9 protein-coding genes are annotated in these 13,307 nt (G+C 72.6%); 3 read left to right on the forward strand and 6 right to left on the reverse strand.

The genetic code is table 11. From position 1 onward, the window contains the following. The first annotated feature begins 37 nt into the window (after nt 1-37). The gene (locus IF00_RS0134655) at nt 38-2,323 is read left to right on the forward strand and encodes a S9 family peptidase (RefSeq protein ID WP_030325058.1); all 2,286 of its coding nucleotides are present in this window, start codon (nt 38-40) and stop codon (nt 2,321-2,323) included. A 60-nt stretch (nt 2,324-2,383) separates the two neighbouring features. On the opposite strand, the gene IF00_RS0134660 is transcribed toward IF00_RS0134655, so the two are convergent. Together IF00_RS0134660 and IF00_RS0134665 are read right to left on the reverse strand one after the other, a co-directional pair. Next, entirely contained in the window at nt 2,384-2,947 is a 564-nt protein-coding gene (locus tag IF00_RS0134660) for an AAA family ATPase (RefSeq protein WP_030325066.1), read from the reverse strand. Continuing rightward, nucleotides 2,944-3,912 (reverse strand): EamA family transporter, encoded by a 969-nt coding sequence (locus tag IF00_RS0134665; protein WP_030325067.1) that lies wholly within the window; start codon nt 3,910-3,912, stop codon nt 2,944-2,946. The genes IF00_RS0134660 and IF00_RS0134665 overlap by 4 nt, the downstream gene beginning before the upstream one ends. Before the next feature lie 110 nt (nt 3,913-4,022). Between IF00_RS0134665 and IF00_RS0134670 the strand changes: the two genes are divergently transcribed. Together IF00_RS0134670 and IF00_RS0134675 are read left to right on the forward strand one after the other, a co-directional pair. After that, complete coding sequence (locus tag IF00_RS0134670; protein ID WP_030325069.1) at nt 4,023-4,952, forward strand: LysR family transcriptional regulator; 930 nt, start codon at nt 4,023-4,025, stop codon at nt 4,950-4,952. 113 nt (nt 4,953-5,065) lie between these two features. Next, entirely contained in the window at nt 5,066-6,892 is a 1,827-nt protein-coding gene (locus IF00_RS0134675; protein WP_030325071.1) for a glycoside hydrolase family 3 protein, read from the forward strand. A gap of 53 nt (nt 6,893-6,945) precedes the next feature. Here the strand turns inward: IF00_RS0134675 and IF00_RS0134680 are convergent, their stop codons facing one another. The 4 genes from IF00_RS0134680 to IF00_RS0134695 form a co-directional block, all read right to left on the reverse strand. Next, entirely contained in the window at nt 6,946-8,391 is a 1,446-nt protein-coding gene (locus IF00_RS0134680) for an alpha/beta hydrolase family protein (protein ID WP_030325073.1), read from the reverse strand. Between the two features lie 99 nt (nt 8,392-8,490). After that, entirely contained in the window at nt 8,491-8,916 is a 426-nt protein-coding gene (locus tag IF00_RS0134685; RefSeq protein WP_245234711.1) for a hypothetical protein, read from the reverse strand. Nucleotides 8,917-8,996: 80 nt separating this feature from the next. Continuing rightward, complete coding sequence (locus tag IF00_RS0134690) at nt 8,997-9,350, reverse strand: hypothetical protein (protein WP_030325077.1); 354 nt, start codon at nt 9,348-9,350, stop codon at nt 8,997-8,999. 71 nt (nt 9,351-9,421) lie between these two features. Next, a complete protein-coding gene (locus IF00_RS0134695; protein WP_030325079.1) occupies nt 9,422-13,165 on the reverse strand; it encodes an ABC transporter ATP-binding protein in 3,744 nt (1,247 codons plus the stop codon). Nucleotides 13,166-13,307: the final 142 nt, after the last annotated feature.

Consider the following 13,307-nt stretch of genomic DNA (forward strand, 5'->3'; position numbering starts at 1 on the left):
GATCTCCATCGACCGACTCCGAGGACGGACAAGCAGAATGAGTACCACTCAGAACTACCAGGCCGCCGAGCAGCTTCTCCGTCGTCCCGCCCGCCCGGGCGAGCTCGTCGTCGGTGACAAGGTCAGGCCCCAGTGGATCGACGGGGGCGCCCGGTTCTGGTACGCGGTGAGCAACGGGACCGGCCGGCGTTTCATGCTGGTCGACCCGGCGGCGGGCACGCGTGAGCCGGCCTTCGACCACGCCCGGCTGGCCGCCGCGCTGGCCACCGCCGCCGAGCAGCAGGTCGATCCCGAGGCCCTGCCGTTCCTCGGCATCGAACCGGCCGGGAACGAGGTCACGTTCGTGGCGTTCGGCGCCTACTGGCGCTGCGATCTGGACAGTTACGTCTGTGAGCCGGCCGAGTTCCCCGCCCCGGGCAACCCGCTGGACGTGACGTCGCCCGACGGGAAGTCCGCGGTGTCCCAGCGGGGGCACGACCTGTGGGCCCGCTCGCTGTCCGACGGCCGCGAGTGGCCGCTGACCACCGACGGCGCACCCGATCACGCCTACGGACCGGGTCCCGCCGCGACCGGCAACGCCACCCTGCTGCGCAAGCTCGGCGTGCCCTACCTGCCGCCCGCGGTCGCCTGGTCGCCGGACTCGACGAAGGTCCTCGCCCACCGGACCGACGAGCGCGCGGTCCGCAGGACCCACCTCGTGGAGGCGATGCCCGCCGACGGGGGCGCGCCCCGCCTGCACACCCAGCCGTTCGCGTACGCCGGGGACGAGCACCTGCCGCTGGCCGAGCTGGTCGTTCTCGACGTCGCCGAGGGTACGGTCGTCCGCGCCCGGACCGAGCCGCTCATCATGACCCATGTGTCGCCGATCACCGTGAAGTGGGCGTGGTGGGCCGCGGACGGCTCCGCCGTCTACTTCCTCGCCCGCCCCCGGGATCAGCACTCCCTCGCCCTGAACCGCCTCGACCCGGTCACCGGCGAGGTCACCACCGTGATCGGCGAGTCCGGGGAGACCCGGGTGGAGCCCAACCAGTGGATGACCGAGCCGCCCCTCGTGCGCGTGCTCGCCGACGAGGTGCTGTGGTTCTCGCAGCGCGACGGCTGGGGCCACCTCTACCGCTACGACCTGCACACCGGCGAGCTGCTCGGCCGGGTCACCTCCGGGCCGTGGCTGGTGCGGCAGATCCTGCGCGTCGACGAGGCCGAGCGCGTCGTGTACTTCACGGCCTCCGGTCTCGTCGACGAGGACCCGTACCGGCGCACGGTGTGCCGGGTCGGCCTGGACGGCTCCGGCTTCGCCAGGGTCACCGGCGACACGCTCGACCACATGGCGGCGCTGCCGGAAGCCCCGTACGACCAGGAGTACTTCATCGACTCCGCGTCCACCGTCGACACCGCCCCCGTCACCACCGTCCGCGACTGGACCGGGCGGGTGCTCGTCGAGCTGGAGCGCGCCGACATCACCAGGCTCACCGCCACCGGGTGGACCGCTCCGGAGCGCTTCCGCGTCAAGGCGGCCGACGGCGAGACCGACCTCTACGGAGTGCTGTACCGGCCGCGGGACTTCGACCCCGCCCGGTCCTACCCCGTGATCGACAACCTCTACCCCGGCCCGCAGGTCAACCGGGTCGCCCCGTGCTTCGACCCCGGCGGCATGGGCATGGACGCCGAACCCCTGGCGGCACTCGGCTTCGTGGTCATCGCGCTCGACGGCCGGGGCACCCCGGGCCGGAGCAAGGCCTTCCACGACGCCTCCTTCGGCCACCTGGCCGACGCCGGCTCCCTGACCGACCATGTCGCGGCCCTGGGGCAGCTGGCCGAGACCCGGCCGTGGATGGACCTGGAGCGGGTCGGCGTCTTCGGCCACTCCGGGGGCGGGTTCGCCGCGGCCCGCGCGATGCTCGACTTCCCCGAGACGTACAGGGCCGGGGCCGCGCTCTCCGGCTCGCACGACGCCCGCTCGTTCAACGCCGGCTTCGTCGAGTCCTACGACGGCGCGGACAACCCGGAGGCCTGGGCACGGACGTCCAACCTGGACCTCGCCGACCGGCTGACCGGCAAGCTGCTGCTCGTCCACGGCGACATGGACGACCAGGTCCACCCGCACCAGACCCTGCGGTTCGCCGACCGGCTCCTCGCGGCCGGAAAGGACTTCGAACTGCACGTCGTGCCGGGCGCCGAGCACACCTTCATCGACTGCCTGGCCCATGTTCGCACCCGCTGCTGGGACTTCCTGGTCCGCGAGCTGATGGGCACCTTGCCGCCCGCCTACCGCCCGGCGCCCATCGTGATCGGCCCCGAGCTGCTCGCCGACATGTTTGCCTGACCACGACACCACGAACAGGAGCGAGCCCGTCGGACCCCCACCCCGGGGGGATCCGACGGGCTACTTCTCGGGGGTGAGGCCCGTCGCCGCGAGGACCGCGTCCACCGTCTCCGGCACCGTCAGGTCCGCGTTGTCGATCCAGACGCCCTCGCCCGACAGCTCCGCGCGCATCGCCTCGTCCAGGAAGGCCCAGTTGGTCGTCAGGCGCTTGTCCCGGGCGTTGTTGCGCTCCCATGCCTTGTCGGGGCCGGGGGCCAGGATCACCACGTGGAGCGCGGCCGCCGTCGAGTGGGCGCGGTAGTGGTCCAGGTGCGAGCGGCGTACGACCACGTCGTCGAGGACCGGGAGGAAGCCGGCCGCGGCGAAGCTGCCGGCGAGGAGGCAGGCGTTGCGGGCGCGCAGCAGGATCTGCCGGTCCGCCTCCGGGTCGCCGTCCGGGCTCGGCCAGTGGCCACCGCTCACGATGAGGGACTGGAGGCCGTCGACCTCGATGTGCGCGGCTCGGGCGAAGCGGGCCGCGAGGGCGGCCGCGACGGTGGACTTCCCGCTTCCGGGGATACCGGCGAGCAGCACGGCTCCGGGGGCGGGTTCCGGGGCGTCGACGGTGATGTTCTCGAAGGTCATACGGGCCTTTCCTCGGGATTCGTACGCCGTTCCTCGCCGAGCGGACGGCCGGTCGACGATACGGCCACGGGCTCCGGCGCCGCCACGGAGTTCCCGGCCCCGGTGGCCCGCCGGCCCGGCGCGAACGATGTCAGGGCCACTCCCCCGACGAGCAGCGCCGCCGCGCACCAGCGGGCCGGGCTCACGTCCTCGCCCAGGACGAGCGCCGCCGCGGACATCCCGAAGACGGGCACGAGGAGGGAGAAGGGTGCGACGGAGGAGGCCGGGTAGCGGCGGAGCAGCCGGCCCCAGGCGCCGAAGCCGAAGACGGTCGTGATCCAGGCGACGTAGACGATGACGCCGACGCCGGTCCAGTCGAGCCCGCGCAGGGCCGCGAGGTCGCGTTCCGGGCCCTCCAGGAGGAGGGAGAGGCCGAGCAGCGGCAGGACGGGCACGGTGCTGACCCAGACCATGAAGTTGAGCGCGTCCGGCGGGGAGGCCTTGCGGGTCAGGACGTTGGAGACGCCCCAGCAGGCCGCCGCGGCGATCACGAGGGCGAAGCCGGTGAGGGACCCGGCGCCGCCCTCGTCGGCCGCCGCCACGCCGATGCCCACCAGGGCGACTCCCATGCCCGCGAGCTTGAGGCGGCCGGGGCGTTCGCCGAGGGCGGCGAAGGCGAAGAGGGCGGTGAAGACGGCCTGGACCTGGAGGACGAGGGAGGAGAGCCCGGCGGGGGCGCCGAGGTCCATGCCGGTGAAGAGGAGCCCGAACTTGGCGACGCCGAGGACGAGTCCCACCGCCAGGATCCACTTCCAGGCGACGGTGGGCCGGCCCACCAGGAAGACGGCGGGCAGAGCGGCGGCGAGGAAGCGGAGGCCGGAGAAGAGCAGCGGCGGGAAGTGGTCGAGGCCGATCTCGATGACGACGAAGTTGACTCCCCAGACGGCGGCGACCAGGGCGGCGAGGGCGAGGTGGGCGGGGCGCATGCTGTCGAGGATGGTCGTCCCGACTGTGTAGCACCAGCACGGGTTCCTTCATGGTGGGATGTAGCAGCGCTTCATCCATCCGTCCCGCGCATCGAAGAGGAGGAGCGTCCGTGCTGGATCTCGGCCGTCTGCGCGCCCTGCATGCCGTCGCCGTCCACGGCAGCGTCGCCGCCGCCGCCACCGCCCTCGGCTACACGCCGTCCGCGGTCTCCCAGCAGATCGCGAAGCTGGAGCGGGAGACCCGTACGACCCTGCTCGAACGCAGCGGTCGCGGCATCCGTCTCACCGACGACGCCCATCACCTCGCCGCCACCGCCCGGCAGCTGCTCGCCCTGGTGGAGGAGGCGGAGGTACGGCTGGAGGAGCGGCGCGGCCGGCCCGCCGGGCGGCTCGCGATCGGCTGCTTCGCGAGCGCGGCGCGCGGGCTGATGCCCCGGGTGCTCGCGGAGCTGGGCCGGGTCCATCCCGATGTCGACGCCCGGCTCTCGGAGGTGGACCCCCATGTGTCGATCGACCTGGTGGCGCGCGGGGTCATCGACCTTGCGGTGGCGCACGACTGGGACATCGCCCCGCTTCCCGTGCCGCCGGGGGTCGAGCAGGCGGTGATCGGCGACGACCTGTGCGACATCCTCGTCCACCGGGATCATCCGCTCGCCGCGCGGGACTCGGTGCGCCGGGAGGAGCTGGCGGCGGAGCGGTGGATCTCGCAGCCGCCGGGGACGGTCTGCCACGACTGGCTGACGCGGACGCTGCGGGAGACGGGTTTCGAGCCGCTGATCGTCCATCAGGCGGAGGAGAACCACACGCAGGTCGCCCTGGTCGCGGCCGGTCTGGGGATCGCGCTGGTGCCGCGCCTGGGGCGCGGGGCGCTGCCTGCGGAGGTGGCGCCGGTGCGGCTCGACCCGATGCCGACGCGTCGCCTGCACGCCATGTGGCGGACCGGGGCGGCGCGGCGCCCCGCGATCCGGGAGACGGTCCGTACGCTCCAGGAGCTCTGGCCCGGGATCGCCGCCGTGGGCGATTCGTGCGCGGGTCCTTGACCTGGCAGTTACTTTCGGGCTATCCGTGACTCCTTGGAAGTTTCCTTCAGAGGCGGCTTCCGAGGATTTCGCGCATGGATCCCTTCAACCTCGCACGGCCGGAAGGAGCATCAGTGCACCACCGCGCCCCCGCCCCCTCCCGACGCACCCTCCTCACGGTGACCGCCGCCGCGGCAGCGGCCGCCGTCACCGGGATGAGCACCCCCGCCCTCGCCGGGCAGGACCGGCACGACGACCGGAAGCTCCGGCGGATCATCGACCGCATGTCCCTTGAGGAGAAGGTCGGCCAGCTCTTCGTGATGCGGGTGTACGGCCACTCCGCCACCGCACCCGACCAGGCCGACATCGACGCCAACCTCGCGGAGATCGGTGTCCGTACGGCCGCCGAGCTGGTCGAGCGCTACCACGTGGGCGGCGTCATCTACTTCTCCTGGGCCCACAACACCCGCGACCCCCAGCAGATCGCCGCGCTCTCCAACGGCATCCAGCAGGCGGCGCTCGCGCAGCCCACGCCGGTCCCCGCGCTCATCTCCACCGATCAGGAGCACGGCATCGTCTGCCGGGTGGGCGAGCCCGCCACCCTGGTGCCCGGCGCGATGGCCCTCGGCGCCGGCGGTTCGCACGCGGACGCCCGCAGGGCGGCGCAGATCGCGGGCGCGGAGCTCGCGGCCGTCGGCATCCGGCAGAACTACGCCCCGGTCGCGGACGTCAACGTCAACCCGGCCAACCCGGTCATCGGCGTCCGCTCCTTCGGCTCCGACCCGGCGGCGGTCGCCGGCATGGTCGCCGCGCAGGTCAAGGGCTACCAGCGGGCCGGGGTCGCGGCCACCTCCAAGCACTTCCCGGGGCACGGCGACACCGCCGTCGACAGCCACTACGGCCTGCCGACGATCACCCACACGCGGGCGCAGTGGAGCACCTTGGACGCCCCTCCGTTCCGGTCCGCGATCGCCGCCGGGATCGACTCGATCATGACCGCGCACATCGTGGTGCCGGCGCTGGACGCGAGCGAGGACCCGGCGACGCTGTCCCGGCCGATCCTCACCGGCATCCTCCGCGAGGAGCTCGGCTACGACGGTGTGGTGGTCACCGACTCGCTCGGCATGGAGGGGGTGCGCACCAAGTACGGCGACGAGCGCGTCCCGGTCCTCGCCCTGAAGGCCGGTGTGGACCAGCTGCTCAACCCGCCGAAGCTCGACGTGGCCTGGAACGCGGTCCTGAAGGCCGTCAGGGACGGCGAACTGACGGAGGCCCGGCTCGACGAATCGATCCTGCGGATCCTGCGGCTCAAGTCGAAGCTCGGTCTGTTCCGGAACGCGTACGTCACCCGGGCCGGCGTCGAGCGGGTGGTCGGCACGGCCGCCCATCTCGCCCAGGCCGACCGGATCGCCGAGGCCACCACGACCCTGCTCCTCAACGAGGGCGGGTTCCTGCCGCTGAGCCCGGCCCGGCAGCGCTCGGTCCTCGTCGTCGGCGCCGACCCGGCCTCCCCGTCCGGTACGACGGGACCGCCGACGACGACGCTCGCGACCGCCCTGACGGATCTCGGGTTCAGCGCGACCGCGCTCTCCACGGGGATCACCCCGACGGCCGCGAAGATCGAGGAGGCGGTGGCGGCGGCAGCGGGCAAGGACGTCGTCGTGGTGGGCACGTACAACGTCACCGCGACGAGCCCGCAGCGCACGCTCGTGGCGCGGCTCGTGGCGACCGGGGTGCCCGTCGTGACGATCGCGATCCGCAACCCGTACGACATCGCCCGGATCGACGGCCAGCGGGCGACGCTCGCCGCCTACTCCTGGACCGATGTCGAACTCAGGGCCGCCGTACGGGTCCTGGCGGGCAAGGCCAGGCCCAGGGGCCGCCTGCCGGTCCCGGTGCAGAGCGCCGACGACCCGGCGAAGGTCCTCTACCCGGTCGGACACGGCCTGTCGTACCGCTGACACGACGGAGGGTGGGGTGCGCCGCCGGACGCACCCCACCCTCCTCGAAGCGGTTACGGCCGCAGGCCGTGCTCCTTCGTCGCGTCCTCGTCGACCTGCCGGTCGAGGCGCGCGTCGAAGCGGGCCAGCGGCTGCGCCGCCTGGACGGCCGGGGCGGGGACGCCGGCCCAGGCGAGGATGCGGGCGGTGGCGTTGTTCCGCTCGGCCTCGACGAGCCCGGCGACGTTCGCACCGTGGTTGGCGCCCGGCGCCACGTACACGTAGCTGTCGCGCGCGCCCTTGCCCAGGTGGAACTTCTCGGAGCCCCACGGGTCGTTGCCGCCGTACACGAACAGCATCTTGTTCGCGTTCTTGCGGACCCAGGTGTCCACGTCACGCATCGCGTGCTGCTTGAACTTCATCGGGATCTCGCGCGGCACGAAGTTGCGCGCGGGCTGGTAGCCGTAGCGGCTCAGGCCCTTGAGGTGCGGCTGCGTGATCGTGGGCGAGCCGAGCTCGGTCGCCGCCTGGTAGTAGTACGGCGTGTACGGCTCCAGGCCCTGGTCGGTGTAGGCGGCCCAGCCGGAGTAGGCGTCGATCGTGTTGTACACCTCGTCGTCGGTGGCGGTCTTCGCGACCGGGATCTGGTCGCAGACGTCCTCGCCGTAGTACTGCCAGAAGCCCCACACGAAGTCGAGGACGACGGCCTCGAAGGCCTTGTCGAGCGTGCCGACCGTGTTGAAGGTGGCGCCCTCCGACTCGGCCCATGCCTGGTACTTGGCCTCCAGGGGCGCGCGGCGGACGAGGGCCTCGCGCTGCAGGTTGTTCAGCCGGTCGCGGCACTCCTTGGTGCCGACGGTCTCGAAGAACCGGTCGTAGGCCGAGTCCTCGTTGTTGACCACGTCGTTCGGAGCGACGTAGGCGACGACACCGTCCATGTCACGCGGGTAGAAGCGCTCGAAGTAGGTGGCGGTCATGCCGCCCTTGGAAGCGCCGGTGGAGAGCCACTTCTGGCCGTAGATCTTCTTCAGAGCGGTGAAGATCCGGTGCTGGTCGCTGGCCGCCTGCCAGATGTCGAGCTTCGACCAGTCGGCGGGCTGCGGACGGGACGGCGTGAAGAAACGGTACTCCATGGAGACCTGGTTGCCGTCGATGATCCGCGTCGGCTCGGCGCGGCTCGGGGTGGTGCTCAGCGAGTATCCGCTGGTGCGGAAGACGGTCGGGCGGCTCGTGTCCTTGTGGAGGACGGAGATCCGCTGGTCGAACGTGCCGGCCCACGGGCGCCGGTGGTCGATCGGCTGCTTGTAGTTCAGGACGAAGAAGCGGTAGCCCGCGTACGGCTTCTCCTCGATCAGGCTCATCCCGGGGATCGCCAGGATGCGGTCCTTGATGTCCGTGCTCTGCGAGTCGACGACGGCCGTGCTGCCCGTGTCCGTGTCCGCGGCGGTAGCCACGCCGGTCGGTGCCACGGTGCCTATGAGCACCGAAAGCGACAGCGCCCATCTCAGCGACTTGCGCATTCACCCTCCCCTTGGTTCACAACGGTGTCGCGAACCTAGCGGGGGCAACGTGTGGACCGCCAGCCCCAGTTGCTCCTTACCCTTGGACTTTCCTGTACATCAGCACAGGATCCAGCCGGTGGAGGTGCCCCGCCCGGCCACCGAACCGCTCGCCCGGACACAGCGGTTGAGGGCGTGGACGGTGACGGGCCCGGCCTGGCGGTCGAACCGTCCGGCCTGGACTGCGGGCCGGCCGCCGCGCGGCTGGAGGGAGACGGCCATCGGACGGCGGGCGCCGGGGCGCTTGGCGACGGTGACGGCGCAGACGTAGTGGCGGGTGCGGTAGAGGCGGAGCTCGCCGGTGGCGAAGGTGAGGGTCCGGGTGGGGCGGCCCTGGCAGACGGAGACGGCCTCGGCCGTGCCGGCGGCGGCGCCGGGGACGAGGGTGGCCGGGGTCAGGACCAGGGCGAGGGCGGCGAGGAGCGGCGCGAGGACTCGGGCGAACAGCCGTGGGCCACGTCGTGCGTGCTGCGCGTCCATGGACATGCGTTTCCCTCCCGAACGGATCGACGTACAGGCGTACGACGCACCCACCCCCGGAATGGTTGCCTCCGCTGTGGGCATCGCTAGGCGAACGCGGTGAGGAGGAGGAGCAGGAAGACGGCCTCGGCGCCGAGCTGGGTCCGGAGCGCCGCCCGGCGCGCCTCGGGGCGGGAGGTGCTCTGCACGGTGACGAGCGCCGCGAAGGCGATCGCCAGGGCGGCGACGTACAGGAAGCCGGGGGTGCCGTCGCAGGCCTCCCCGTAGGTGAGGCAGCGGGCGGTGTTCTCGCGGGTGAGCACGAGGATGCCGGCGAGCAGGGTCGCGGGCACGAACAGCCCCGCCCCGATCATCGAAAGCTTCCGCAGGCGCGGGCCCTCGACGTCCGGCGGGGTGATCGGGAGGGGCGAGGCGGCGCGGGGGCGGGGCTCGTGGCTCATGCCCCCATCCCACCCGCCGCCCGCGCTCCCCGGTATCCGCCCGGGTACTCACCTGCCGGACGGGCGGGTACTCACACCCGCTCCGGCTCCTCCTCGTCCACGGCCTCGCCGATGAACGTCCGCCACAGCGTCGCGTACCGGCCGTCCAGGGCGAGGAGCTCCTCGTGGGTGCCGTCCTCGGCGACCCGGCCGTGGTCCATGACGACCACCCGGTCGGCGCGGGCGGCGGTGGTCAGCCGGTGCGCGACGACCAGGGTCGTCCGGCGGCCGGCGAGGCGGTCGGTGGCCTGGTTGACCTGGGCCTCGGTGGCCAGGTCCAGGGCCGCCGTGGCCTCGTCGAGGAGCAGGATGTCCGGGTCGACGAGCTCGGCGCGGGCGAGGGCGATGAGCTGGCGCTGACCTGCCGAGAGGTTACGGCCCCGCTCGGCGACCTCGTGGAGGTAGCCGCCGTCGAGGGTCGCGATCATGTCGTGGGCGCCGACCGCGCGGGCCGCCGCCTCCACCTCGGCGTCGGTCGCGTCGGGACGGCCGTACGCGATGGCGTCGCGGATCGTCCCGGCGAAGAGGTACGCCTCCTGCGGGACGACGCCGAGCCGGTGCCGGTACGCGGTCAGGTCGAGGTCGCGCAGGTCGGTGCCGTCGGCGGTGACCCGGCCGCCCGTCGGGTCGTAGAACCGGGCGACCAGCTTGACCAGGGTGGACTTGCCCGCGCCGGTCTCGCCGACGAACGCGACGGTCTGACCGGCCGGGATCCGCAGGTCGATACCGGTGAGGGCGGTCTCGTCCTTCGGGGCACCGTCCTCGCCGCCGTACGCGAAGGAGACGTCCTCGAAGGCGATCTCGCCGCGCAGCGACAGCACGTCCAGGGGTGCGGGCGCGGCGGCCGTCGACGTCGGCTCCTGGAGGAGCTCCTGCATCCGCTTCAGCGAGACGGCGGCCTGCTGGTAGCCGTCGAAGACCTGCGAGAGCTGCTGCACGGGGGCGAAGAACAGGTCGATGTAGAGGAGGTAGGCGACGAGCGCGCCGGTGGTGAGCGTGCCGCCCTCGATACGGTTCGCGCCGACGATCATGACGGCCGCGGCGGCCACCGAGGACAGCAGGGTGACGAACGGGAAGTAGACGGAGATCAGCCACTGGCCGCGGACGCGCGCCTCGCGGTAGTGGTCGCTGCGCTCCGCGAACCGGGCGGCGCCGGACCGCTCGCGGCGGAAGGCCTGCACGATCCGCAGGCCGGAGACGGACTCCTGGAGGTCGGCGTTGACGACGCTGATCCGCTCGCGCGCCAGCTCGTACGCCTTCACGCTGGAGCGGCGGAAGTAGTACGTGGCGACGGCGAGGACCGGCAGGGTCGCGAAGACCACCAGGGCGAGCTGGAGGTCGAGCACGAGCAGCGCGACCATGATCCCGAAGAAGGTCACGACGGAGACGAAGGCGGTGACCAGGCCTGTCTGCAGGAACGTCGACAGGGCGTCCACGTCCGTGGTCATCCTGGTCATGATCCGGCCGGTGAGCTCGCGCTCGTAGTAGTCGAGACCGAGCCGCTGGAGCTGGGCGAAGATCTTCAGGCGGAGCGCGTAGAGGACCCGCTCGCCGGTTCGGCCGGTCATCCGGGTCTCGGCGGTCTGCGCGACCCACTGCACGAGCACGGTGACCAGGGCCAGCGCGGAGGCCGCCCAGACGGCGCCGATCGCGAGCCGGTTCACGCCCTCGTCGATGCCGTGCCGGATCAGGACCGGGAGCAGCAGGCCCGCGCCCGCGTCGAGGGCGACCAGGCCCAGGCTGATGAGCAGCGGGGCGCCGAAGCCGCGGAGCAGCCGGCGCAGACCGTAGCTGTCCTCGGGCGAGACGGCGCGGGCCTCGTCGATGCCGGGGGTGTCGGTGGCGGGCGGCAGGGCCTCGACGGCGGCGAGCAGCTCGGGAGTGGCCCCGGGCGCGTCGCTCTCCCGGTCGGTGGTCTCGTCCCGTACCCACAGGGTGGGGGTGAGGCCGCGCTCGGCGTCGAACTCGGCGTCGAGTTCGGCCCGCAGGGTGCGGTCCTCGGGGAGCTCGGCCGGGGTGAGGTGGCCGGGCGAGACGGCACCCAGCTCGTCGGGGTCGGTGAGCAGGCGGCGGAAGAGCGGGGAGCGCTCCTCCAGCTCGGCGTGGGTGCCGATGTCGGCGAGCCGGCCGTCGTCCAGGACGGCGATGCGGTCGGCGAGGCCCAGGGTGGAGCGGCGGTGCGCGATGAGCAGGGTCGTACGGCCCGCCATCACGGCCTTCAGGGCCTCGTGGATCTCGTGCTCGACCTTGGCGTCGACGGCGGAGGTGGCGTCGTCGAGGAGGAGCAGCCGGGGGTCGGTGAGGATCGCGCGGGCGAGGGCGACGCGCTGGCGCTGGCCGCCGGAGAGGGTGAGGCCGTGCTCGCCGACCTTGGTGTCGTACCCGTCGGGCAGCTCGGCGATGAAACGGTCCGCCTGGGCGGCGCGGGCGGCCGCCTCGATCTGTTCCCGGGTGGCCTCCGGGAAGCCGTACGCGATGTTGGCGCGGACGGTGTCGGAGAAGAGGAAGGAGTCCTCGGGGACGAGGCCGATCGCGGCGCGCAGCGAGTCCAGGGTGAGCTCGCGGACGTCGTGGCCGCCGACGAGGACGGCGCCGTGGGTGACGTCGTAGAACCGCGGGAGGAGCAGGGAGACGGTGGACTTGCCGGAACCGGAGGCCCCGACGACGGCGACGGTCTCTCCGGCACGGATCTCCAGCGAGAACCCGTCGAGGACGGGGTGCCCGTCGTCGTAGGCGAACGAGACGTCGTCGAACTCGACGGTGGCGGGCGCGTCGGCGGGCAGCTCCTTGGTCCCGTCCGTGATGACGGGCTCGGTGTCGACGAGGTCGAGGACCCGCTCGACGCCGGCGCGGGCCTGCTGGCCCACGGTGAGGACCATGGCGAGCATGCGGACCGGGCCGACGAGGGAGGCCAGGTAGGCGGAGAAGGCGACGAAGGTGCCGAGGGTGATCTGGCCGCGGTAGGCGAGCCAGCCGCCGAGGGCGAGGACGGCGACCTGGCCGAGGGCGGGGACGGCCTGGAGGGCCGGGGTGTAGCGCGAGTTCAGCCGGATCGTCCGCAGCCGGCCGGCGAACAGCTTCCGCCCGGCCTCGCGGATCTTGCCGGTCTCCTGGTCCTCCTGGCCGAAGCCCTTGACGACCCGGACGCCGGTCACGGCCCCGTCGACGACCCCGGCGACGGCCGCGGCCTGCTGCTGCGCGTGCCAGGTGGCGGGGTGGAGGCGGGTACGGCTGCGCTTGGCGATGACCCAGAGGGCGGGGGCGACGGCGAGGGCGACGAGGGTGAGCGGGAGGGACAGCCAGGCCATGACGCCCAGCGAGATGAGGAAGAGCAGCACGTTCCCGACGGTCATCGGGAGCATGAAGAGAAGCCCCTGGATCAGCTGGAGGTCGCTGGTGGCCCGCCCGATGACCTGGCCGGTCGACAGCTCGTCCTGCCGCCGCCCGTCGAGCCGGGTGATGGTGGCGTACATGTCGGTACGCAGGTCGTGCTGGACGTCGAGGGCGAGACGGCCGCCGTAGTAGCGGCGGACGTAGGTGAGGGCGTAGACGACGACGGCGGCGCCGATGAGGAGGCCGGTCCAGACGGCGAGGTCCCGGGTCTTCGTCCCGATGACGTCGTCGATGATCACCTTGGTGACCAGCGGCACCAGGGCGAGCACGGCCATGCCGGCCAGCGAGGACCCGAGGGCGAGCAACGTGTTCGCCTTGTACCGCCACGCGTACCCGGCGAGCCTGCGCGCCCAGCCCTGCTGTTTTTCCCCGACCGCCGCCACGAGTGGCCTCCCGTTCGTCCTGCTCTACCGGAAGCCCCAACACGGGTGGGCTGCGATTTCATCCCGCGGCAACAAACCGGGGCGAGGTTTCGTCCGTAGGTCCCGCGGGGGCGGGACCGTGGTCCTAGGACCCCTCCGCGGA

Source organism: Streptomyces flavochromogenes (assembly GCF_000717595.1).
GTDB lineage: Bacteria > Actinomycetota > Actinomycetes > Streptomycetales > Streptomycetaceae > Streptomyces > Streptomyces flavochromogenes.